The 24,242-nt window shown below is 63.5% G+C and carries 17 protein-coding genes and 1 pseudogene; 13 read left to right on the plus strand and 5 right to left on the minus strand.

Annotated elements, in window-relative coordinates:
- Positions 1–353: 353 nt before the first annotated feature.
- Entirely contained in the window at positions 354–659 is a 306-nt protein-coding gene (locus MOQ67_RS05425; RefSeq protein ID WP_017845466.1) for a DUF6388 family protein, read from the plus strand.
- Positions 660–702: 43 nt separating this feature from the next.
- On the opposite strand, the gene nadC is transcribed toward MOQ67_RS05425, so the two are convergent.
- The gene (gene nadC, locus MOQ67_RS05430; protein ID WP_198717408.1) at positions 703–1,551 is read right to left on the minus strand and encodes a carboxylating nicotinate-nucleotide diphosphorylase; all 849 of its coding nucleotides are present in this window, start codon (positions 1,549–1,551) and stop codon (positions 703–705) included.
- Between the two features lie 242 nt (positions 1,552–1,793).
- Here nadC and MOQ67_RS05435 point away from each other — a divergent pair, with 242 nt between their 5' ends.
- The 6 genes and pseudogenes from MOQ67_RS05435 to MOQ67_RS05460 all read left to right on the plus strand — a co-directional run bounded on the left by MOQ67_RS05435 (position 1,794) and on the right by MOQ67_RS05460 (position 8,151).
- Complete coding sequence (locus MOQ67_RS05435) at positions 1,794–3,944, plus strand: DUF1631 domain-containing protein (protein WP_198717409.1); 2,151 nt, start codon at positions 1,794–1,796, stop codon at positions 3,942–3,944.
- 61 nt (positions 3,945–4,005) lie between these two features.
- Positions 4,006–4,569, plus strand: coding sequence for a 1,6-anhydro-N-acetylmuramyl-L-alanine amidase AmpD (ampD, locus tag MOQ67_RS05440; RefSeq protein ID WP_198717410.1), 564 nt, complete (start codon positions 4,006–4,008; stop codon positions 4,567–4,569).
- Positions 4,566–5,402: a regulatory signaling modulator protein AmpE gene (gene ampE, locus MOQ67_RS05445; RefSeq protein WP_198717411.1), complete on the plus strand. Its 837-nt coding sequence runs from the start codon at positions 4,566–4,568 to the stop codon at positions 5,400–5,402. Before ampD ends, ampE begins: the two co-directional genes overlap by 4 nt.
- 1,132 nt (positions 5,403–6,534) lie before the next feature.
- Positions 6,535–6,738: pseudogene (locus MOQ67_RS05450) on the plus strand (HAMP domain-containing protein); the annotation flags it as partial.
- Between the two features lie 153 nt (positions 6,739–6,891).
- A complete protein-coding gene (locus MOQ67_RS05455; protein WP_370737529.1) occupies positions 6,892–7,596 on the plus strand; it encodes a methyl-accepting chemotaxis protein in 705 nt (234 codons plus the stop codon).
- Between the two features lie 126 nt (positions 7,597–7,722).
- A complete protein-coding gene (locus MOQ67_RS05460; protein ID WP_046488108.1) occupies positions 7,723–8,151 on the plus strand; it encodes a hypothetical protein in 429 nt (142 codons plus the stop codon).
- Here the strand turns inward: MOQ67_RS05460 and MOQ67_RS05465 are convergent.
- Together MOQ67_RS05465 and cra are read right to left on the minus strand one after the other, a co-directional pair.
- Positions 8,098–8,874, minus strand: a complete 777-nt coding sequence (locus MOQ67_RS05465; RefSeq protein ID WP_046488111.1) for a TatD family hydrolase — start codon at positions 8,872–8,874, stop codon at positions 8,098–8,100. The two genes, MOQ67_RS05460 and MOQ67_RS05465, sit on opposite strands and share 54 nt — an antisense overlap.
- A 2-nt stretch (positions 8,875–8,876) precedes the next feature.
- On the minus strand, positions 8,877–9,872 hold the full coding sequence (gene cra, locus MOQ67_RS05470; protein WP_017845458.1) for a catabolite repressor/activator: 996 nt from the start codon (positions 9,870–9,872) through the stop codon (positions 8,877–8,879).
- Between the two features lie 295 nt (positions 9,873–10,167).
- Between cra and ptsP the strand changes: the two genes are divergently transcribed.
- The 4 genes from ptsP (at position 10,168) to MOQ67_RS05490 (ending at position 17,432) form a co-directional block, all read left to right on the plus strand.
- Positions 10,168–13,026 (plus strand): phosphoenolpyruvate--protein phosphotransferase, encoded by a 2,859-nt coding sequence (ptsP, locus tag MOQ67_RS05475; RefSeq protein WP_017845457.1) that lies wholly within the window; start codon positions 10,168–10,170, stop codon positions 13,024–13,026.
- On the plus strand, positions 13,027–13,968 hold the full coding sequence (pfkB, locus tag MOQ67_RS05480; RefSeq protein ID WP_046384720.1) for a 1-phosphofructokinase: 942 nt from the start codon (positions 13,027–13,029) through the stop codon (positions 13,966–13,968).
- Between the two features lie 11 nt (positions 13,969–13,979).
- Positions 13,980–15,698, plus strand: coding sequence for a PTS fructose-like transporter subunit IIB (locus tag MOQ67_RS05485; protein WP_104903956.1), 1,719 nt, complete (start codon positions 13,980–13,982; stop codon positions 15,696–15,698).
- Between the two features lie 192 nt (positions 15,699–15,890).
- Entirely contained in the window at positions 15,891–17,432 is a 1,542-nt protein-coding gene (locus MOQ67_RS05490; RefSeq protein ID WP_102617151.1) for an alkaline phosphatase D family protein, read from the plus strand.
- A gap of 202 nt (positions 17,433–17,634) precedes the next feature.
- On the opposite strand, the gene MOQ67_RS05495 is transcribed toward MOQ67_RS05490, so the two are convergent.
- Positions 17,635–20,160 carry a PepSY domain-containing protein gene (locus tag MOQ67_RS05495; protein WP_198717412.1) on the minus strand — a complete coding sequence of 842 codons (2,526 nt, stop codon included), beginning with the start codon at positions 20,158–20,160 and terminating at the stop codon, positions 17,635–17,637.
- Between the two features lie 134 nt (positions 20,161–20,294).
- Positions 20,295–22,580: a TonB-dependent receptor gene (locus tag MOQ67_RS05500; protein ID WP_046488125.1), complete on the minus strand. Its 2,286-nt coding sequence runs from the start codon at positions 22,578–22,580 to the stop codon at positions 20,295–20,297.
- Positions 22,581–22,784: 204 nt separating this feature from the next.
- On the opposite strand from MOQ67_RS05500, the gene MOQ67_RS05505 reads away from it, so the two are divergent.
- Both MOQ67_RS05505 and MOQ67_RS05510 read left to right on the plus strand, forming a co-directional pair.
- Positions 22,785–23,465, plus strand: coding sequence for a Fe2+-dependent dioxygenase (locus MOQ67_RS05505; RefSeq protein ID WP_448675874.1), 681 nt, complete (start codon positions 22,785–22,787; stop codon positions 23,463–23,465).
- Between the two features lie 2 nt (positions 23,466–23,467).
- Entirely contained in the window at positions 23,468–24,217 is a 750-nt protein-coding gene (locus tag MOQ67_RS05510) for a tetratricopeptide repeat protein (protein WP_198717413.1), read from the plus strand.
- Positions 24,218–24,242: the final 25 nt, after the last annotated feature.

A 24,242-nucleotide genomic window follows, 5' to 3' on the forward strand; every position in this document is an offset into this window, starting at 1 on the left:
TGTTAATAATGAGCCCGCCAATCGGCGGGTTTTTTACGTCTTGGATATATGGTGGCGATCTTTAGGTGGAATGCCTATTATCGGATGGCGACCTTGGCCCGCAACGGCCCAGCGATGCAGAAAAAGTACATGGGTTAGTACATTGGCAGGATGAATTGACATTTTCGCCCAGTAAAATAAGTGCTTCAGGCGGTAAATTCGACTCCTGTCTCGGGCACCAAAGCAACACCGTTTTCAGATGATCCCAGAATGGTTCTGAAGGCCAGGCGAGTCGGCATTCGTGCCCGCTCTTTTGTATCTGCGCAACCTTGATGACCCAGATGCATCCCCATTCCTCGATCTAAGAGAACAACATGACCACGACTGAAATGACCCAGGAAGTTCGGCACCAAGCAGCCCTCGACAAATACCTCGGGGAATCGCCGCAGCTTAAAGAAGAGATCAAGGACCTGAGCGCTGACGATCAGCGCGACCAGATCCAGTGGGCATTTGAGGACGAGGCCGAGAGCCAGGGCCTCCAGCCATGGGAGCTGAGCCTCAAGTACACCTCGTCAGCGGACGAGTTCGAAGCCGCACGGCTGGCCTTGCACCAAGAGGCGGCTGAAGTGCTCGGTGTCGAATGGGAAGAGTATTGCGAGATGAATAACCTGGTGGTCTGAACCGCTGTTGCAGGAGCCGGCAACCCGGCTCCTGCAACGGGCTTCAGATACTGAGGCGCATCGACAGGTCCACCGCTTTCACATCCTTGGTCATCGCGCCGATGGAGATGTAGTCCACCCCGGTTTCAGCGATGGGCAGCAGGGTTTTTTCGTTGATCCCGCCGCTGGCTTCCAGCTTGGCTTTGCCGCCGTTCAGGCGCACGGCTTCACGCATGTCGTCCAGGCTCAGTTCGTCGAGCATGATGATATCGGCGCCCGCCGCCAATGCTTCGCGCAATTCGTCCAGGCTTTCCACTTCGACTTCCACCGGTTTGCCCGGGGCGATCTTGTGCGCGGCCGAAATCGCCTGGACGATACCGCCACAGGCGGCGATATGGTTTTCCTTGATCAGGAACGCGTCATACAAACCGATGCGATGGTTGTGGCAACCGCCACAGGTCACGGCGTATTTCTGCGCCAGACGCAGGCCCGGCAGCGTCTTGCGCGTGTCGAGCAACTTGACCTGGGTGCTCGCGACGCTATCCGCCAGGTACTGGGCGCGTGTGGCGACGCCGGAGAGCATCTGCAGGAAATTCAGCGCGCTGCGTTCGCCGCTGAGCAGCGAACGTGCCGGGCCTTCGAGGTGGAACAGTGCCTGGTTGGGGCTGACGCGTTCACCGTCGGCCACCAGCCAATGCACCGCGACCCGCGGGTCCAGTTGGCGGAACACCGCGTCCACCCAGGCCGTGCCAGCGATAACGGCCGCATCGCGGGTGATGATCGTGGCCTTGGCCAGCCGTTCGGCCGGGATCAATTGCGCGGTGATGTCGCCGCTGCCGATGTCTTCGCGCAATGCACGGCGCACGTTGGCTTCGATTTCGGCGGTGAGGTCGGCAAGACGGAGATTCGGCATAACAGGCTCCACAAACAAAGTGCGCCGATTATAGGGGCTGTGCGCGTTTGAACCCAGTGGCGTGCTCATTTACAGCGTTATGACAGAGTTCGCTGGCGCAACGACCCCCATTTGCAAGATAATCTCGCGCCTTGCAATTGGCGTCATAGCTTTGACGTCCTGGTGGTAACCGGATATTCGCAGTGCCCCACTGGGCCTGCCCCGACTTTGCCCTACCCACACCGCCGTTTCAGGAGGCCTGGATGCACAACGACGGAAAGGTGGTGCCGATCAATAAGGCACAGACCACGCCATCGCCGCTCGCGCGCCTACCGGTGGTGTTGCTGCAGGTTCGCGACAAGGCTGCGCAGCAACTGCAGCAAGGTTTGCAGGAGCTGTTCGATAACGCCGACGACACCCTGTTCGAAATGGCCGACAAGGCCCTTAACAACGTCGACCACCATATTTTCTTTGAAGCCATGCGCGACCTGCGTCTCAAGCGCAAGAATTTCGAGCGCGTGTTCATGGGGCAACTGTTCGAGGCCTTTGCCAACCTGGGCGGGGCAGGGCGCGGTGAACGGCAGTTGGTGCCGGTGGTGTCCTACGATAAGGTGCCCGGCATCCTCAGGGAGGACCTGGAAAAAGCCCTGGCGCTGGAGGCAATGCTCGGGCGGGTGCAGCATCGCGACGGCCTCGCCCTGGGGCAACTGACCACTCGCCTGGGCGCCTTGCTCGGCAGGTCCATGGATGACTGCGAGAACCCCCTGGGGCCGGCGCTGCTGTGCGAGTTTTTCCTGCGCGCGGGGCGCAGCCTGGGCGTGGAAATTCGCGTCAAGCTGGTCATGCTCAAGCTCTTTGAAAAGTACGTGCTCAGCGACGCCGACCACCTGTACGGTGAGGCCAATCAGTTGCTGGTCGCCACCGGCGTGCTGCCTGAACTCAAGGCGGTGCCGGCCCGTCGTTCCGGCGGGCGCGTACCGTGCAAGCACACGCGTGAAGCCCGGTTGCCAAGCGCCGACCAGCCAGTCGACGAAAATGGCGAGCACGCCTTTTCTACCTTGCGAGCGCTGCTGGGCGCCGTGCGCGGCAGTGTCGCGCCGACCCTGGAAGCCAGCGCCGAGCCCCAGCCCATTGCCACCCGCGACCTGCTGCGGCTGTTGTCCCATTTGCAGCAATACGTGCCGGAACCGGATGTCGAGGACGACTTCGACCTGCGCAACCAGTTGAAGCAACTGCTGACCCGAGTCAGCGTCAAGAGCGGCAAATCCCGGGTCGTGGAAGAGGCCGACGAAGACGTGATCAACCTGGTCGCGCTGTTGTTCGAGTTCATCCTCAATGACCACGCCGTCCCGGACGCCTTCAAAGCCTTGATCGCCCGGTTGCAGATCCCGATGCTCAAACTGGCGGTGCTGGACAAGAGCCTTTTCAGCCGCGCCGGCCATCCGGCGCGGCGGCTGCTCAACGAAATCGCCGGTGCCGCCATTGGTTGGAGCCCGGCTGAGGGCAACCCGCGTGACAGCCTGTACCTGCGCATCGAGCAGGTGGTGCAGCGGTTGCTGAATGATTTTGCCGAAGACCCGGCGATTTTTTCCGAACTGCTGTCGGAGTTCTGCGCGTTTACCGCTGACGAGCGCCGGCACAGTGCATTGCTCGAACAGCACACCCGCGATACCGAGGAAGCGCGCCTGCGTAACGAGGCGGCCCGACAGCGCGTGGCCGACGTGCTGAACCGGCGTTTGCTGGGCAAGGTCCTGCCGCGCTCGGTGGTGCAGTTTGTGCAACAGGCCTGGAGCCAGGTGCTGTTGCTGGCCAGCCTCAAGCACGGTGAGCAATCGGTGCAGTGGCAGGCGGGGCTGCGCACCCTGGACGAGTTGATCTGGAGCGTTGGCCTGCACGACGACACCGAGGCCGGGCGGCATCTGCTGGAGCAGTTGCCGGCGTTGCTCAAGGCCTTGCGCGACGGGATGAGCGGCGCGGGGTTCGACCCTTTCAGCACCCGTGAGTTCTTTGTTCGGCTGCAGGCCTTGCATGTTCAGGCGTTCGAGGGCGGCGAGAGGTTGATCGAGGTGCAGGAGCCCTTCGTGTTCGACCCTGGCTTGCCCGATGCCGCGCAGGACCTGGCCGCGGATGATCCCGACCTGCTCAAGGTGCGCCAATTGCGCGTTGGCGTTTGGCTCGAGTTCCTGGAACCCGAGAAAACCGCTCTGCGCGGCAAACTGAACGCGATCATGGCACCGGCCGATCGCTATGTTTTCGTCAACCGCGCCGGGCTCAAGGTGCTCGAGCGCAGCGCCGGCCAACTGGCCCTGGCGTTCAAGCGTGGTGCGTTGCGTATCCTGGACGAGGCCCTGCTGTTCGAGCGTGCGCTGGCGACGGTGGCGGGTAACTTGCGTCAACTCAATCGCGGCAAGTGATCGCAACCATAGGGCTGAACGCGGCATACTGGTCAGACTTAGTCACGTTCAAGGAACCTGTATGCAGTTGGACCCCACCAGCGGTTGGTGCCAGGGTGTTCGTCATTGCCCTTCGCCCAACTTCAACGAGCGCCCCGCAGGTGAAGTCTCGCTGTTGGTGGTGCATAACATCAGCCTGCCGCCGGCGCAGTTCGCCACCGGCAAGGTGCAGGAATTTTTCCAGAATCGCTTGGATGTCACGGAACATCCTTACTTTGCAGGGATTGCCGACCTACGCGTGTCAGCGCATTTTCTGATTGAACGCGACGGAGGGGTGACGCAGTTTGTGTCCTGCCTCGACCGCGCCTGGCATGCCGGGGTTTCCAGCTTCGAGGGGCGCGAAACGTGCAATGACTTTTCCCTGGGGATCGAGTTGGAAGGCACGGATGACCTGCCGTTTACCGATGCCCAATATGCGTCACTGATCGACCTGACACGTCAGTTGCTGGCGACTTACCCGGGCATCACCCGTCAGCGCATTTGTGGTCACAGCGATATCGCCCCGGGGCGCAAGACCGATCCCGGGCCCGCTTTTGATTGGATGCGCTTTCGCAGCGCCCTGCAGTATGGAGGACACGCACAATGAGTTTCCTGGTGTTGGTGCTGGCGGTCTGGATCGAGAAATTCTCGGCCTTGCGCCAAAAGTTGCAGCGCGACGGCAGATGGCTGCGCGAACTGGCCAGATTGGAATCGAGCCCGCGCCTGGGCGAACAGCCCTGGTTGATTCTGGCGCTGCTGGTGTTGCTGCCGGTGGCCGTGCTGGCGTTGTTGCTGCTGATGCTGGAACCGGTGGCCTACGGCCTGTTGGCGCTGCCGGTGCATTTGCTGGTGCTGATCTATAGCCTGGGGCGCGGTGACCTGCTGGCCGGGCTTGGCCCGTTCCGCGATGCCTGGCGGCGCGGCGACCTGCAGGCCGCCGAGCATGTGGCCGAGCGTGACCTGAAGGTCGCTGCCGACAGTGGCGAGCAGTTGCTGGAGCGTGTCCAGGGGTATCTCTTGTGGCAGGCCTATCAGAGCTTCTTTGCGGTGATCTTCTGGTATTTCCTGTTGGGCCCGGTCGCAGCCCTGGCCTATCGCCTGCTGGCGCTGGCCAGCGAACACAGTCAGAACCCTCTGGTGGCCGAGCGTGCCGCGCAACTGCGGCATGCCTTTGACTGGTTGCCGGTGCGCTTGCTGGCGGCGAGCTTCGCCTTGGTGGGCAACTTTGTCGCGGTCAGCCGAGTGATGCTCCACGAGCTGTTGAGCTGGGACATCAGTGCCGCGCAACTGGTGAACAAAGTCGGCCTGGTGGCCGCCGAAATCCCGCCGCCGGTGGTGGGGGCCGACGGCATCAACAGCCTGGATCGCCTGTGGGAACTGCTGCTGCGCGCGGCGGTGCTGTGGTATGCCGGTTTCGCCATCTGGACCGTGTTGCCCTAGCGGTCACGCTCAATCCCTGTGGGAGCAAGCCTGCTCCCACAGCGCGTTAACTTTACGTTACAAAACTCCCTTGCGATTTGAGCTATACAAGTAGAGCGCCAAATAGTGGCTATCTGCCGCCGCCCTGCGCCTCAAATAAAAATAATAGGAAGGGAGTTCACCTGTGAAGAGCTTGCTCTATCCCGCCGTCGCGCTGATGAACCGCCTGAGCTTCGGCATGAAGTTCAGTTTGATCAGCGTGTTGTTCCTGTTGCCGATGCTGGCGACCAACTATTTCCTGGTGCGCGATTCCTGGCGTGAATTCCAGGGCACCCGCATCGAACTGCAAAGCCTGGATTTGCTCGGCAGCAGCCTGGCCTTGCGCCGTGACCTGGAAACCCTCAACAACCAGGTGCAGATCAACGCGACCCTCGGCCAATCCGGCAAGGCGGGCGATCTGGAGGGCGCGATCAACACCCTGGAGCAGAGTGTGCTGGCGCGCCTGCAAGGCCTGAGCGCGATGGCCACCGACCCCGAGCAAGTCGCCGTATTCGACGCCAAGCGCGACGAGCTGGTTGGCGCCTTCAAGGCCCAGCAACAGGAGTCATCGCTACAGAGCAAAAGTGCGCTGATCGGCAAACTGCTGAACAAGGCGCAGATGCTCAGCCAGATCATCGCCAGCCAATCCGGCTTGAGCCGCGACCCCCAGAGTGATCTGCGCCAGCTCAGCGAACTGATCACCGGCGTCACGCCGCAAGTCACCCAGACGTTGGGCGAAGGGCGGGCAATGGGCGCGTACTCCCTCGGCCAGGGTTTTCTCAACTCCTCCTCCAGCACGCGCTTCGACGAGCTGTTGCAGCAGTTGGAAAAACTCCAGGCCGAATACGGCTTGAAGCTGCAGGACGCCCTGGGCTCCAGCAAAGCCGCCCACACAGCGCTCGACAGCCTGGCCAAGGCCAGCAACGCGAGCCTCAAGCAAGGCAGTGAACTGTTTGAAGAGCAGGTGGTGATGGCCGAAACCCTCGACGCACCGTGGCAGGGCTTCTACGACGACGTGAGTCAACTGATGGCCCAGACCTACCAACTCAATGAGGCCACCCTGGGTTTCCTCGGACAACAGTTGGAGCAACGGCTGACGCAAAACCGCACGCACATGGTCGTACTGGTGTCGGCCCTGGCGGCGGTGTTTTTGCTGATCTTTTATCTGTACGCCGGTTTCTATGCCTCGACGCGCACCACGTTGCGGCGCTTGGGGGCGATGATGGACAAGGTGGCGGCGGGCGATATGACCGTCACGTTTGTCGCCCGCAGCCGCGACGAGTTGGGCGACCTGGGCCAAGTGTTCAATGGCACCGTGGCCAAGATCCACGACCTGATCGAGCGCGTCGGGCACACCGTCAGCCAGGTTGAGTTGCAGGCCGGCCAGGTCGAGGCGGTCTCGGCCCGCAGTAACCAGGCGGTCTCCGGGCAGCGCAGCCAGATCGAACAGGTGGCGACGGCCATGAACCAGATGTCCTCCACCGCCCAGGAAGTGGCACGCAGCGCGGCCGCAGCGGTGAGCAGCGCCCATAGCGTCAACGATGAAACCGTCAGCGGCCGTGGCCTGGTGCAGTCCCAGCAAGGCAGCATTGCGCGGTTGGCATCGGAGATCGATGAGTCGGTACGCGTGATCAATCAACTGGCCACCGACAGCCAATCCATCAGCAGCGTGCTGGAAGTGATCAAGAGCATCGCCGAGCAAACCAACCTGCTGGCGCTCAACGCCGCGATCGAAGCAGCCCGCGCCGGGGAGCAGGGCCGCGGCTTTGCGGTGGTGGCCGATGAAGTGCGGACCCTGGCCCGGCGCACCCAGCACTCCACTGAAGAGATCGAGCAGATGATCAGCCGATTGCACAGCGGTGTCGGCGCGGCGGTCAAGGCCATGGGCACCAGCCATGCCATGGCTGAAGGCACCGTGGGCCAGTCGGAAAAGGTCCAGCAGGCCCTGGAAAATATTCTCGGCGCCGTCGGCATGATCGTGGATCAGAACCAGCAGATTGCCGCCGCCGTCGAGCAGCAAACCGCGGTCGCCCACGACATCGACCGCAACATCGTCGAAATCAACCGCGCCGGAGAGCATGCGGCCGACGGTGCGTACCAGACCGAAGCGGCCAGCCGGCAGTTGTCGCAGCAGGTGATCGAGCTGAAGCAACTGATCGGCGCATTTCGGGTGTAGGGCCTGTTAGTAGGATTTGTCCTTTGTGGTTGTGGTGATTGTCTTAATTTTGCGGCGTATCTTTTCTCGCGGCGTGAATAGGTGAAAATTTGTTTCACCTGGTCACAGTCCCAAAGAGGCACGGCGATGATTGCTGCATTCGGTATCAGAGGGCGCTGTGCGCGATGCGACATGACGTTTGAACTCAAGCCTTGGCAGTTGAACGCGATTGCCATCGACGAGCCGTTCGAGTGCGTGTATTGCCAGTCGGGCCTGCAGTTGCGGGGTCGCAAACAGCAGCGTCAATTTCGTGCGCTGGACCAGTGGGCGCTGGTTCGCCCGAGCATGATCATCCTGACCTGCGTGACCTTGCTGGTCGCACTGGTGGCGGAGTGGGTGGGGTTGCTCAGTGTGATCGAGCAGCTCAACCTTTCACTGGTGACGGTGCTGATCCACTGCCTGGTGCTGCGTTTTGCCCGCCATCGGCAACGCATGACCCTGGACCTGCAGGCCGTCAGCCCGCTACCAATTGAACAGCTCGCACGCGTTGCGTGTGCTCGCCTGCGCCAGCGATAACGGGCTCAGGCCCATGCGCTCGGCCAACGCGGCGCAGATCTCGGGCAGGTGTTCCGGGCTGTTGCGCTGGCCGGGATGCATGGCGGGGGCCATGTCCGGTGCATCGGTTTCCAGTACCACGGCGTCCAGGGGCAGTTGCGCGAGTACTTTGTGCATGCGCAGCGCCTGTGGCCAGGTGGCCGCGCCGCCCAGGCCCAGTTTGAACCCCAGCTTGATGTACTCGCGCGCCTCTTCGCGGCTGCCGGCGAAGGCGTGGATGATGCCGCCCCGTGGCAGGCGGATGCGCTTGAGGGTGGCGATCACGGCGGCATGGCTGCGGCGCACATGCAGCAGGGCCGGCAGTTGGAAATCCACGGCCATCTTGAGTTGGGCTTCGAACAGGTGTTGCTGGCGTTCGCGATCGAGGTGTTCGAGGAAGTAATCCAGGCCGATCTCGCCCACCGCGCACAATTGCCGATGGCCCCGCAGGCGGGTCAGCCAGTCGCCCAGGGCCGTCAGGTCGGCGGGGCGATGCTCGTCGAGGTACACCGGGTGCAGGCCGAAGGCTGCGAACAAACCTTCATCGTCTTGCACCAGATCCCACAGTCGTTGCCAATTTTGCTGATACACCCCCAACACCACCATGCGCTGTACGCCGAGTTGGCGGCTGTGCGCGAGGACTTGCCGGCGATCGCTGTCGAAGTCCGGGAAGTCCAGGTGGGTGTGGGTGTCGATCAGCTCCACGCTCAAACCTCGTGAATGCGCTGCTTGAAGGTGCGGCCGATGGCGTTTACGCCGGGTTGATACTGTTGTTCTTCAATCGCAGCCAGGGCCAGGCGCAGCGCGGTGTCGGCGATCAGTTGATGTTGCTGGGCCATGGCATTCACCGGCAGCGGCAGGAAATCCAGCAGTTGGGTATCACCGAAGGTGCCCAGGCGCAGCGGCCGCGTCTTGAGCGGGAAGTCATGCAGTGCGTCGAACACGCCTTGCAGCAGCACGTAGGACGTGGTCACCAGCGCGTCAGGCAAATGCCCCAGGCGCTGCAGTAATTGCTCCATCAGTTGCCGGCCGCAGTCGCGGCTGAACGCCTCGCCGTGTTCGACGATCACTTCACCGCCGAATCCCTGCAGCGCTTCACGGAAACCGGCGGCGCGCGCCTGGCTGATACTCAGCTCGGGTCGCGCGCCGATCAGCGCGATCTGCTTGGGCAGCGGTTGCAGCAGGCTGCTGGTCAGTTGCTGGCAGGCCTGGCGGTCGTCGCTGACCACCGAGCAGAACTGCGCGGGGTCCATCTCGCGGTCGATGGCGATGACCGGCAAACCCTTGGCTTGCAGCTCGCGATAACTGTCGTCGCTGGCCGGCAGGCAGCTGGCAACGAACAGCGCGTCGCAACGTCGGGCGCGGAACAGTTGCAGCAACTGGCGCTCGCTGTCGGCGTCATCGTCGGAGCTGGCGATCAGCAATTGATAGCCTCGCGCGCGCGCGCCCTGTTCCAACAACTTGGCAATTCGTGCGTAACTGGGGTTTTCCAGGTCTGGCAGGATGAAACCCAAGGTGCGCGTATGCCGGCTGCGCAGTCCCGCAGCCTGGGGGTTGGGCGTGAAACCATGGGCTTGGACCACCGCACGCACGCGCTCGACGGTTGCGCTGCTGATGCGTTGTTGTTCGGCTTTGCCATTGATGACATAGCTGGCGGTGGTCACGGACACACCGGCGAGACGGGCGATATCACTGAGTTTCAAACCGGGATTTCCTTGTTTTCTGGAGCTTGCCCCGACATTTTGTCCAATCGTAACCGATTACTGCAGACGACCAATGTCTCAGCTCAAGTGCCGAGTGGGTCTTCAAGGATGCGCAATTAACGCGTAATCTGCCACGAATTCTAGATTAAACGTTTCAGCAGGCGTATTTTTGCGATGTTCGCTACTGAGTGGCTACTGCCAACCGACTGCTCAGTCAGTTTGTTCATGAACGACTTTAGACTGATTTATTCAAAACAATACCTAGTGCGCCCGACGCACTAACTAGGAGAACGGCATGCTTGAGCTCACCATAGAGCAGATTTCCATGGGCCAGACGGCTGTGGATAAATCTGCTGCCTTGCACCTGCTCGCTGACAAACTGGTGGCCGACGGCCTGGTCGCCGAGGGTTATCTCAGCGGCTTGCAAGCCCGTGAAGCCCAAGGTTCGACCTTTCTCGGTCAAGGCATCGCGATCCCTCACGGCACCCCCGAAACCCGCGATCAGGTATTTTCCACCGGCGTGCGCCTGCTGCAGTTCCCCGAAGGGGTGGACTGGGGCGATGGCCAGATCGTCTACCTGGCCATCGGCATTGCCGCCAAATCCGATGAACACCTGCGCCTGCTGCAATTGCTGACCCGCGCCCTTGGGGAAACCGACCTGGGCCAGGCACTGCGCCGCGCCGCTTCCGCCGAGGCCCTGCTGAAACTGTTGCAGGGCGCGCCGCAGGAACTGGCATTGGACGCGCAAATGATCGGGCTCGGTGTGTCCGCCGATGATTTTGAAGAGCTGGTGTGGCGCGGCGCCCGCCTGCTGCGCCAGGCCGATTGTGTGAGCAATGGCTTTGCCGCCGTGTTGCAGCAGGTCGATGCGCTGCCCCTGGGCGATGGCCTGTGGTGGCTGCACAGCGAGCAGACCGTCAAGCGCCCGGGGCTGGCGTTTGTCACCCCGGACAAACCCATGCGTTACCTCGGCCAGCCCCTCAATGGTCTGTTCTGCCTGGCCAGCCTCGGCGAGGCGCACCAGACCTTGCTCGAACGCCTGTGTGCGCTGTTGATTGAAGGGCGTGGCCAGGAACTGGGCCGCGCCACCAGCAGCCGTGCGGTGCTTGAAGTATTGGGTGGTGAGCTGCCACCCGACTGGCCCAGCGCACGCATCGCCCTGGCCAATGCCCATGGCCTGCACGCGCGGCCGGCGAAGATCCTCGCGCAACTGGCGAAAAGTTTTGACGGCGATATTCGTGTACGCATCGTCGATGGTGCGGTGGGCGCCGTGTCGGTGAAAAGCCTGAGCAAGCTGCTCAGCCTCGGCGCCCGGCGTGGCCAGGTGCTGGAGTTTGTCGCAGAGCCGACGATTGCCGACGATGCGCTGCCCGCCTTGCTGGCCGCGGTACAAGAGGGGCTTGGCGAAGAGGTCGAGCCGCTACCTGTCGCGAGTGTGCAAGCCGCCGCCGTGGTGCTCGAACCGACGCTCAGCGCGCCCCTGGCCGGCAGCCAGATCCAGGCCATCGCCGCCGCACCGGGCATCGCCATCGGCCCGGCGCATATCCAGGTGCTGCAACCGTTCGACTATCCGCTGCGTGGCGAGTCCTCGGCCATCGAGCGCCAGCGCCTGCACGCCTCACTGGCCGATGTGCGCGGCGATATCCAGGGCCTGATCGAACGCAGCCAGGCCAAGGCGATCCGCGAGATTTTCATCACCCACCAGGAAATGCTCGACGACCCGGAACTGACCGACGACGTCGACACCCGCCTCAAACAGGGTGAAAGCGCCGAAGCCGCCTGGATGAGCGTGATCGAAGCCGCCGCCAAGCAGCAGGAATCGTTGCAGGACGCCTTGCTCGCCGAGCGCGCCGCCGACCTGCGCGACATCGGTCGCCGTGTGCTGGCGCAGTTGTGCGGTGTCGAAACCGTCCAGGAACCGAACGAACCCTACATCCTGGTGATGGACGAAGTCGGCCCGTCGGATGTGGCGCGCCTCGACCCGGCCCGCGTCGCCGGCATTCTCACCGCCCGTGGCGGCGCCACTGCCCACAGCGCCATCGTCGCCCGGGCCCTGGGCATCCCCGCCTTGGTGGGCGCCGGCCCGGCCGTGTTGCTGCTGGCCGCCGGTACGCCGTTGCTGCTCGACGGTCAGCGCGGCCGCCTGCATGTCGACGCCGACGCCGCGACCCTGCAACGCGCCAGCGTCGAACGCGACACCCGTGAACAACGCCTGCAAGCCGCCTCGGCGCAGCGCCATCAGCCGGCCCTGACCCGGGATGGGCACGCCGTGGAAGTGTTCGCCAACATCGGCGAAAGCGCCGGCGTGGCGAGCGCGGTGGAGCAGGGCGCCGAAGGCATTGGCCTGCTGCGCACCGAGCTGATTTTCATGGCCCACCCCCAAGCGCCGGACGAAGCCACCCAGGAAGCTGAATACCGCCGCGTGCTCGATGGCCTCGGCGGTCGCCCGTTGGTGGTCCGCACCCTGGATGTGGGCGGCGACAAACCGCTGCCGTATTGGCCGATCGCCGAGGAAGAAAACCCCTTCCTCGGCGTGCGCGGCATTCGCCTTACGCTGCAACGCCCGCAGATCATGGAAGCGCAATTGCGCGCACTGCTGCGCTCGGCGGATAACCGGCCGCTGCGCATCATGTTCCCCATGGTCGGCAGCGTCGATGAGTGGCGCGCAGCGCGGGACATGACCGAGCGCCTGCGCCTGGAAATCCCGGTGGCCGACCTGCAACTGGGGATCATGATCGAAGTGCCGTCCGCCGCGTTGCTCGCGCCGGTGCTGGCCAAGGAAGTCGACTTCTTCAGCGTCGGCACCAACGACCTGACCCAGTACACCCTGGCCATCGACCGTGGCCACCCGACGCTGTCGGCCCAGGCCGATGGCCTGCACCCTGCCGTGTTGCAACTGATCGACATCACCGTGCGCGCCGCCCATGCCCATGGCAAATGGGTCGGTGTGTGCGGTGAGCTGGCCGCCGATCCGCTGGCGGTGCCGGTGCTGATCGGCCTCGGCGTGGATGAGTTGAGCGTGTCGGCCCGCAGCATTCCCGAGGTGAAGGCGCGGGTGCGAGAATTCAGTCTGAGCGAGGCCCAGGGCCTGGCGCAACAAGCACTCGCGGTGGGTTCGCCCGCTGAAGTGCGAGCCCTTGTGGAGGCCGTGTAGATGGCAAGGATTTTGACCCTGACGCTGAACCCGGCGTTGGACCTCACGGTACGCCTGGCGCGCCTGGAACCCGGTGAAGTCAATCGCAGCGAGACGATGCTGACCCACGCGGCCGGCAAGGGCGTGAACGTCGCCCAGGTGCTGGCCGACCTCGGCCATCAGGTCACCGTCGGCGGTTTTCTCGGCGCGGACAACCCCCAGGCCTTTGACGCGCTGATCGCGCGCCGTGGGTTTGCCGATGCGTTCATCCGCGTGCCCGGCGAGACCCGCAGCAATATCAAGATCGCCGAACAGGATGGCCGCGTCACCGACATCAATGCGCCGGGGCCGCTGGTCAGCGAGCAGGCGCAGCAGGCGTTGCTCAACCAACTCACGCTGATCGCCCCGGGGCACGATGCGGTGGTGGTCGCCGGCAGCTTGCCGTGCGGTGTCAGCCCGCAGTGGTTCCAGGGCTTATTGGTGCTGCTGAAAGACCTCGGTTTGAAAGTCGCCCTGGACACCAGTGGCGCAGCCCTGCGCGCCGGGTTGCAGGCCGGCCCGTGGTTGATCAAGCCCAATACCGAAGAACTTGCCGAAGCGCTGGACTGCCCGACCGACTCCGTCGACCAACAGGCCCAGGCCGCCGCGCGTTTGCATGCGAGCGGCATCGAGCATGTGGTGATTTCCCACGGTGCCGACGGCGTCAACTGGTTCAGCCCCGGCACGGCGCTGCATGCCACGCCGCCGAAAGTCAGCGTTGCCAGTACGGTCGGCGCCGGCGATTCGCTGCTGGCCGGGATGCTCCACGGTTTGCTCGGGTTCGATCTGCCCGAGACCACCTTGCGCCGCGCCACGGCGATTGCCGCGATGGCCGTCACGCAGATCGGGTTTGGCATCAGCGATGATGCGCAATTGGCGCGTCTCGAAAGCGGCGTCCATGTGCGCCCGCTGACAGAACAATAAGAGGGTTTGTGATGAATTTAGCCATTGTTACCGCCTGCCCGAACGGCATGGTCACCAGTGTGCTGTGCGCCCGTTTGCTCGACGCCGCCGCGCAGCGCCAGGGCTGGAGCACCAGCGTCGAAGTGGTAGACGTGCAGCGCCCGGAACGCCAGTTGTCCCAGGCCACGCTCGATGCTGCCGAGTGGGTGTTGCTGGTCAGCAGCACGCCGCTGGATATGCAGCGGTTTGTCGGCAAGCGTGTGTATCAGAGCACCCCGGCCCAGGCCTTGCAGGACGTCGAGGCGGTGTTGCGGCGCGGCGCCGAAGAGGCTCAGGTGTATGTCGCCAGCGAAGCCCCGGTGGCAACGAAACAGGCCCCGCGGATTGTCGCGATTACCGCCTGCCCGACTGGCGTAGCCCACACCTTCATGGCCGCCGAAGCGTTGCAGCAGACCGCCAAGCGCCTGGGCTATGACTTGCAGGTGGAAACCCAGGGTTCGGTCGGCGCACGCACACCGTTGAGCCCGCAAGCGATTGCCGAGGCGGATGTGGTGCTGCTGGCGGCGGATATCGAAGTCGCCACCGAGCGTTTCGCCGGCAAGAAGATCTACCGCTGCGGCACCGGCATCGCCCTCAAGCAAGCCGAAGCGACCCTCAACAAGGCCCTGGCCGAAGGCACCGTGGAAAGCGCGGCGAGCGGGGCGGTGGCCAAGTCGGAAAAAACCGGGGTCTACAAACACCTGCTGACCGGCGTGTCGTTCATGTTGCCGATGGTGGTGGCGGGCGGTCTGTTGATCGCCTTGTCGTTCGTGTTCGGCATCCATGCCTTCGAAGAAAAAGGCACCCTGGCGGCGGCGCTGAAAACCGTCGGCGACCAGGCCTTCATGCTCATGGTGCCGCTGCTCGCGGGCTATATCGCCTATTCGATTGCCGACCGCCCCGGCCTGGCCCCCGGCATGATCGGCGGCTTGCTGGCCGGGACGTTGGGCGCGGGCTTTATCGGCGGGATTATTGCCGGTTTCCTCGCCGGTTACTGCGTCAAGCTGATCACCGGCGCGGTGCGCCTGCCGCAAAGCCTGGAGCCGCTCAAGCCGATCCTGATCATCCCGTTGCTGGCGAGCCTGTTCACAGGCCTGGCGATGATCTATCTGGTAGGCCCGCCGGTGGCGCGGCTGCTCACCGGGCTGACCGACTTCCTCAGCACGATGGGCACCACCAATGCCGTGCTGCTCGGTATCCTGCTCGGCGGCATGATGTGCGTTGACCTGGGCGGGCCAATCAACAAGGCCGCGTATGCGTTCTCTGTCGGCTTGCTGGCGGCGTCCAGCGGTGCGCCGATGGCGGCGACCATGGCGGCCGGCATGGTGCCGCCGATCGGCATGGGCATCGCGACCTTCCTGGCCCGGCGCAAGTTTGCCCAGACCGAACGCGAGGCCGGCAAGGCCGCGATGATTCTGGGCCTGTGCTTTATCTCCGAAGGCGCGATCCCGTTTGCTGCCAAGGACCCGCTACGGGTGATTCCGGCCAGCATCGCCGGTGGCGCGTTGACCGGCGCGCTGTCGATGTACTTCGGCTGCAAACTGGCGGCGCCCCATGGCGGCCTGTTTGTGCTGGTGATCCCGAATGCGATGAACCATGCGCTGCTGTACTTGCTGGCGATTGCCGCCGGTAGCGTGTTGACGGGGTTGGTGTACGCGCTGATCAAACGCCCGGAAGCGGTGGAACTGGCGGTCACACCCGCCCAAGCCTGACGCTGTGGAAAATGTGGGAGGGGGCTTGCCCCCGATGGCGATGTGTCAGTCACCCAATGAATGGACTGACCCACCGCCATCGGGGGCAAGCCCCCTCCCACATTAAGATCTGCGAGGCTTTGAAGGCGGTGTCATATCGGCTTCATCCCTGCGTGTTCTAGTTGCCCTTTTGATACTCAAGAGGGCATCTGCATGAGCCATTTCGATCTCGGCCGTCGCCGCGTGATGCAAGCCGTCGGCGCGGGCCTGTTGCTGCCGGGGCTGGCGCCGGCGGTGATTGCGTCGGTGAAGGACCGGCCGCAACTCACCGATGGCGTGCAGTCCGGCGACCTGCTCGGCGACCGCGCGATGATCTGGAGCCGCAGCGACCGCCCGGCGCGGATGGTGGTGGAATGGGACACCCGCAGTGTGTTCAGCAACCCACGCCGATTCGTCTCGCCGCTGGCCGACAACCGCAGCGACTTTACCGCCCGCGTCGAACTCACCGGCCTGCCCGCCGACCAGGCGATTTTCTACCGCGTGCAGTTCGAAGACGCCCAGACCGGCGTCGCCAGCGAGCCCTGGTTCGGCCACCTGCGCAGCGTGCCGCAACAGCGTCGCGATATTCGTTTTGTGTGGAGCGGCGATACCGTCGGCCAAGGCTTCGGCATCAACCCGGACATCGGCGGCATGCGGATCTACGAAGCCATGCGCCTGCGCCTGCCGGACTTTTTTATCCACAGCGGCGACACCATCTACGCCGACGGCCCGGTGCCGGCGCAACTGACCACCGAAGGCGGGCGCATCTGGCGCAACATCACCACCGAGGCCAAGAGCAAAGTCGCTGAAACCCTCGATGAGTATCGCGGTAATTACCGCTACAACCTGCTGGATGAAAACGTGCGGCGCTTTAACGCCGAAGTGCCGCAGATCTGGCAGTGGGACGACCACGAAGTGGTGAACAACTGGTCGCCGAGCAAGCAGCTCGATGAGCGTTACCAGACCAAGGACATCAACACCCTGGTCGGCCATGCGCGTCAGGCCTGGCTGGAATATTCACCCATGCGTCGGCAAAGCGCCGACGGCGGCGGGCGGATTTATCGCAAGCTCAGTTACGGCCCGCTGCTGGATGTGTTCGTGCTCGACATGCGCAGCTATCGCGGGCCCAACGATGACAACCTGGGCGGCGCCAAACCCTTCCTCGGCCGAGAGCAACTGGACTGGCTCAAGCGCGAACTCAAGGCGTCCCAGGCCCAATGGAAGGTGATCGCCGCCGACATGCCGATCGGCCTCGGCGTGCCCGACGGCGAAGTCAGCCCGGGCGTACCGCGCTGGGAAGCGATCGCCAACAACGACCCCGGCCCGGCGCAAGGGCGCGAGTTGGAAATCGCCGAGCTGCTCGGGTTTCTGCGCGCGCAGCAGGTGCGCAACCATGTGTGGTTGACGGCGGATGTGCATTACTGCGCGGCGCATCACTACCACCCGGATCGGGCGGCGTTCCAGGACTTCGAGCCGTTCTGGGAGTTTGTCGCGGGGCCGTTGAATGCGGGGAGCTTCGGGCCCAATCCGCTGGATAAAACCTTTGGTCCGCAGGTGGTGTTCGAGAAAGCACCGCCGGCGCAGAACACCTCGCCGTTTGCCGGGTTCCAGTTTTTCGGCGAAGTGCAGATCGATGGGCAGACGGCGGAGTTGACGGTGATGCTGCGTGATCTGGATGGGGTTTCAGTGTTCGAGCAAAAGCTGCAACCGGTCTGATTGAGGGTGCAGTCAAAAACTGATTGGAGTGCAGTCAAAAACTGACTTGGAGTGCAGTCAAAAACTGATTTGGAATACAGTCAAAAACTGTGGGAGGGGGCTTGCCCCCGATAGCGGTGTGTCAGTAACCCATGAGTTGACTGATCCACCGCCATCGGGGGCAAGCCCCCTCCCACATAAGTTCTTCAGTGGTTAGAGGATCTCAGTAGACATCGCGGCGATAGCGGCCCTGTTCGATCAAGCGCTCCACCGCCTCACTGCCCAGCACCTCATGCAGCACCTGATCCACCCCCGCGGCCATCCCCTGCAAACTGCCGCACACGTAAATCGCCGCGCCGTCCGTCAGCCATCGACGCAACACGTCCGCCGATTCGCGCAGGCGATCCTGCACGTAGATCTTTTCCTCCTGGTCGCGGGAAAACGCCAGGTCCAGCAGCGCCAGGTCACCGCTGGCCAGCCAGCCTTGCAGTTCGTCCTGACACAGGTAGTCGTGGGCGATGGTGCGTTCGCCGAACAACAGCCAGTTGCGCTGCTGACCGTCGGCAATGCGTGCCTTGAGCAAGCTGCGCAAACCGGCGAGGCCAGTGCCGTTGCCCAGCAGGATCAACGGCGCAGGCGCGTCCGGCAGGTGGAAACCACTGTTGCGGCGCAGGCGCAGGCTGATGCTCGAGCCGAGGGCCGCGTGTTCGGTCAGCCAGCCCGAGCCAAGGCCGAGGGTGCCGTCTGGATGACGTTCCTGGCGCACGATCAACTCCAGCACGCCGTCGCTGGGAATCGAGGCGATGGAGTATTCGCGCATGCCCAGGGGCGCCAGCGCGTTCACCAGCGCCTGGGCATGCAGGCCCACCAGATGGGCGCGGTTGTCCGGTAATTGGCGGGTGGCCAGGGCCTGGTCGAGGGTGTGCGCCAGGCCGTCGATCAGCACGCTCTCGCTGCCGGCCAGGCCCAGGCCTGCGAGGAACTGCGCGATGGCCCGGCTGCCGTTGCGCGGCAGGATTTCCACCAGGTCGCCGGCCGTCCAGCGTTGCCCTGACGGCACGCTCAGCTCCAGCAGGTACACAGCCGAACCGACACTGCCAGGGTTGAGCAAGGTGCGCTGCTTCAAGCTGCAGTTTTCATACTGTGCGCTCGGCCACGCCGCTGTCGGTGCGTGCCCGGTGAGTTGCCCCAGCTGTTGTTGCCAGTGCTGCAGGGCATGGGTGTCGCCGCTGTCGACTTCCACGGGGGCGAACAACGGGGTGCCGCCCTGGTTGGTCAGCCAGAAGTGCAGGCGCCGCGCAAAGCCGCAGAAGTGCTGGTACTGGCGATCGCCGAGGGCCAGTACCGAGTAGTTCAAGCCTTTGAGGGACAGGTCCTGCCCGAGCACGCTGCGCTCGAAGCCACGGGCGCTGTCGGGGGCTTCGCCGTCGCCGAAGGTGCTGACCACGAACAGCACATTTTCTGATTGGCGCAGTTGGTCCTGGCTGACGCTGCCCAGCGGCTGCACGTTCACTGGCAAGCCCGCGGCCTGCAGTTGCCCGGCGGTCTGCCAGGCCAGTTGTTCGGCAAAACCGCTCTGGCTGGCGAAGCCGATCAGCCAGGCCGGCGCATGGCTGTGATTGGCGCTGAGGCGCTCGCGGGCATCGCGTACCTGGCGTTTTTTACGGCGACGGTCGAGGTACAGCAGCCAGCCGGTGATGAAGAACAACGGCATGCAGAGCGCGCTGATGGTGAGGATGATCCGCCCCACCAGGCCGAAGTAACTGCCGGTGTGCAGCGCGTAGAGGCTGGTCAGCAATTGAGCCTTGAGGCTCTTGCTGGCGTAGCGCTCGTGGGATTTCACCGCGCCGGTGGCCGGGTCCAGGTTGATCTGGTTCAGCGCGCGGTCGTGGGGCGAGTTTTTCAGCAGGTAAAACACCGTGGCCGGCTGCCCGGCGACTGCCGGCATGCGGATGTTGTAGGCACTCAAGTCGGGGCCGGCGCTGCTGTAGATGCTGCTCCAGATCGCCGCGTAGTTGGCTTCCGGCGTCGGACCCGCGGGCGGTGGGCCGCGTTTGCGCATCCGTTCGTTCTGCGGGGCGTCGGACAGCAGCTTGTTCAGGCCCTGGTTGTACCATTCGTAGGACCACGACAGGCCGGTCAGCGCCGCCAACAGATAGAACAACAGGCACCAGGTGCCGAACACCGAGTGCAAGTCCCAATTGAAGCTGCGACCTTTTTTGCGCCAGTCCAGGGTCAGCCACACGCGCCAGTTCGCCACCTGGCGCGGCCAGCGCAGGTACAGGCCGGACAGGCAGAAGAACAGCAGGATCAGCGTGCAGGCCCCGGTGATTTGCCGGCCGGTGTCGCCCATGGCCAGGAAGCGGTGCAGTTGCAGGAGAAACCCGAACACGTCCTGGCCGACGGCGTCACCCATGTAGTCGCCGGTGTAGGGGTCGAAGTAACGCATCTGGCCGCGCCGTTCACCCGGCGGCGGGGTGAAGAACACGCGTGCGGCGGTGCCGCTGTCGGTTTCCACCCACAGCATCGACACGTGCTTGCCTTCGCTGGCTTCGAGCTTGCGCACCAGCTCGGCGGGCGGCAGTACCCCGGCGTCGCGTTTTGCCACGCTCAGCACGCTGGGGTTGAGCGCGCGCAGTATTTCATCCTGGAACGACACCGCCGCCCCGGTGATCCCCATCAAGGCCAGCACCAGCCCGGCAGTGATGCCGAAGAACCAGTGCAACTGGAACAGGGTTTTCTTCAACACGTCGGACCGCCTCGCTCATCTGGATATCTGTAGCACGGCGCGCATTATGCCGTGGGTTGTCGAGAAACTTTGTTGTTTAACACGCAAAAGCCCCACGCATCGATGCGTGGGGCTGTTGGCTGCGGGTTGACCGTTTAGAAGTGGAAGCTGGTGGTCAACAGCGCGGTGCGCCCGGCCGCCTGGTTGGCGAAGTGGGTCGAGAAGGCCTTGTCGTAGTAGGTTTTGTCGGTCAGGTTCTGCACGTTCAGTTGCAGATCGACGTTCTTGGTCAGCTTGTAGCTGGCCATGGCGTCGTAGCGTGTGTAGGACGGTACATACACGGTGTTGCCGGCATCGCCGTAGACCTCGTCGACATAGAACGCACCGCCGCCGATGGTCAGCTTCGACGTGATGTCGTAGGTGGTCCACAGGCTGAAGGTGTTCTTCGGCGTATTGGGCATTTGGTTGCCCTCGCTGGAGCCGGCGCTGAGCACCCCGTTGCGCCCGTTGCGTCCGGATTTGACCAGCTCGCTGTCGAGATAGCTGTAGCCGGCGAACACTTGCCATTGATCCGTGAGTTTGCCGCTGGCCGAGAGTTCGAGGCCATCGACGCGGGATTCACCGGCGTTCTCGTAGGTCAGGGCATCCACCAGAATGCGCGTGTTCTTCTTCTCGGTGCGGAACACGGCAGCCGTCAGCGAAAGGCGGTCGTGGAACAGATCCCACTTGGTGCCCAGCTCGTAGTTGACGGTTTCTTCCGGTTGCAGGTCGCTGGTGGCGGCGCCGGCGGACAGTGGGTTGCCGTCGGAGCCTTCACCGACCAGACCACCGGCCGGCGTGGCCGAGGTGGCGTAGGACGCATAGATGCTGGCGTTCTCCACCGGCTTCCAGACCAGGCCGGCCTGCCAGTTGAAGAACTGGCTGTCGTCTTTGATCTTGGTGCGCCCGGCGGTGGCGTTGGTGTTGGCCTCGGTGTCGAAGGTGTCATAGCGCAGGCCGACGTTCAGCAGCCATTTCGGGTCCAGTTCGATGGTGTCGAACACGTAGGCGCCGCGGCTGGTGGCTTTGGTGTTGGTGCCGTTGTAGTTGCGCGCGATGCTGCCGGTCCAGGCGTCGTCCGGGTTCGGGTTGCTCAGCGAGGTGCATTGGCCGCCCAGGCTGCCTTTGGCCACGGTGCAGACCGGGTTGGCGTTGGGGCTGATGGCGTAGCTGCTGACACGGGTTTCTTCGCCGGTGAACTCGAGGCCGGTGGAGTAGGTGTGCTTGAAACCCAGCGCGTGGAAGTTGCCGAACAGATCGGTCTGGTTGGTGGTGGTCTCGGTGGTCGACACGCGGCTGTTGGCGCGGCGCCACACGGTACCGAACTTGTTGACGTTGAGTTTGCTGTCATCCGGTTGCGTGAGGATATAGTCCTGGCCGGTGTTGCCATGGCGCAGGGTGTTTTTCAGCGTCATGTTGTCGTTCAGGTCGTGTTCGACGGAGACCGTGCTGATATCGGCGCGGGTCTTGCGGAAGTCGCGACTCTTCAGGCCGTAGAAGTTATTGCTGTCGCCGCCGTCGTTGGGTTTGTCGTGTACGTGGGCGGTGGCGGTCGCGGAGCCGTAACCGTAGGGGATCCCCGAATCCGGCAGGTCGTCGCTTTCCATGTGGTAGTAGCTGACGTTGACGCGGGTCGGCGTGCCCAGGCCAAAGGTCAGCGACGGTGCCACGCCCCAACGGTCGTAATTCACCGCGTCGCGGCCGGCGACGTTTTGTTCGTGGCTCATCAGGTTCAGGCGGAACGCGGCGCTGTCGTCGAGGAATTGGCGGTTGACGTCGAGCACGTAGCGGCGGGTCTGGTCGGAGCCGTAGGTGAAGCCGCCGTTGGTGAAGTCGCGCGCCTGGGGTGTCTTGCTCACCAGGTTGAGGCTGCCGCCGGCCGAGCCACGCCCGCCGAACGAAGAGTTCGGGCCTTTGCTGACTTCGATCGATTCGATGTCGAAGATCTCACGGCTCTGGCCGCCGGTATCGCGCACGCCGTCCAGGTAGGTGTCGCCCTGGGCGTCAAAACCGCGGATGAACGGGCGGTCGCCCTGGGGGTTGCCGCCTTCACCGGCGCCGAAGGTAATGCCGGGCACGGTGCGCAAGGCATCCTGCAACGAGGTGGCGGCGGTGTCCTTGAGCACTTGCTGTGGCACCACGGTGACCGAGCGCGGCGTGTCCACCAGCGGCGCAGTGTACTTTTGCGAAGAGGCTTTTTCGACCTGATAGGAGGTGGCGTCCTGTGCTTCCCCGGTGATGCTGGTGGCGCCCAGGGAGATGCTGTTGCGCTGGCCTTTCTGTTCGGTGTCGTCGGCCGCTTGCGCCAGATGGGCGACAGAGCTGGCGCCGAGTGCAACGCCGATGGCCGAAGCCAGCAGGCGTGGTGAACTGGCAGGTGTTTTTATGCAAGTGCGCGACATGACGTGTCCTTTCCCCAAGGATGTGAGGCCGCGGAATATAGGCTGAACAAGACTTTGTATCAATTGCGACTTATTGCTATTCGTAGCTAATTTACATTCTTTACACTTTTTCCTTACGGTTTTTACGATCTCGTTCGTCTTCGGGTTTTACAGAGAGGATAAGAATCAATACCATTAACGTCTTTCCGCTCTCAGGTAGTGCTCATGTTGCTGCATATTCCCGACCTGTTCTCTCGTGAGGAAGTGCAGCGCATTCGCCAAGCCCTGGAAACCGCCGACTGGGCCGACGGTAGAATCACCGCCGGGCACCAGTCCGCCAAGGCCAAGCACAACCTGCAATTGCCCGAAGGCCACCCGCTGGCCAAGGAAATCGGTACGGCGATGCTGGAGCGGTTGTGGCAAAACCCGTTGTTTATGTCGGCGGCGTTACCGCACAAAGTCTTCCCGCCGCTGCTCAACTGCTACACGGCCGGGGGCAGTTTCGACTTTCATATCGACAATGCCGTGCGCCAGCCCAAGGGCAGCCAGGAGCGGGTGCGTACCGATCTGTCGTCCACGCTGTTCTTCAGCGACCCGGAGGACTATGACGGCGGCGAACTGGAGATCCAGGACACCTTCGGCGTGCAACGGGTCAAGCTGCCCGCCGGCGATATGGTGCTGTACCCCGGCTCCAGCCTGCATAAAGTCAACGCCGTGACCCGCGGTGCGCGCTACGCCTCGTTTTTCTGGACCCAAAGCCTGGTGCGCGAAGACAGCCAGCGCACCCTGCTGTTCGAGATGGACGGTGCGATCCAGCAACTGACCGCGGCGGTCCCGGACCACCCGGCGTTGATCCAGCTCACCGGCACTTACCACAACCTGTTGCGTCGCTGGGTCGAGGTCTGAGCATGGGCTTTTTATTGCGCCGTGAAGAAGTGCTCAACGTCGAGCAGTTGCAGCGCATGCTCGACGACTCGCCAGTGCGCGCGGCCCAGGCGATCCTGATCGCGGCCAGGGAGGGCGTGGTGGATGCCCAGGCCTTGCTCGGGCAGATCCTGCTGGAAGGGCGCGGCATCGAGCGCGATGAAGCGCTGGCACTGCGCTGGTTCCAGATTGCGGCGCAGGGCGGGCACCTGATGGCGCGCAATATGCTGGGGCGTTGCCGCGAGCATGGCTGGGGCTGCGTCGCCGACGAAGCGGCGGCGGCGCGGAACTATCGGCTGGCGGCCGAAGCAGGGTTGGATTGGGGGCAATACAACTACGCCAACCTGCTGGCCACCGGTCGCGGTGTCGCCGAGGACCAGGCGCACGCGCTGAGGTGTTATCGCCAGGCGGCGGAGCAGGGCCACGCCAAGTCGATGAACCTGTTGGGGCGCTATCTGGAAGAGGGCCGGTTTTGCCCGAGGGATCCGGACGCTGCCGTGGCGTGGTATCGACGCTCAGCCGAAGCCGGGGATTTCCGTGGGCAGTTCAGTTACGCGGCGGTGCTGGCCGACAGCGGCCAGATCGAGGCGGCGCTGGTGTGGTTGCGCAAGGCGCTGGCGGGCGGCAATCTGAAGTTTTTGCGGGTGGCGCACAAGGCGCTGGCGCAGGCGAATGATCCGCGGATTCGGGCGATGGCCGATGCCTATGAGCAACATGCCATGACCTGTTTCTGAGCGATAAAAAAACCCATGACAGGTC

The sequence above is a fragment of the Pseudomonas sp. LY-1 genome (genome assembly GCF_053502595.1).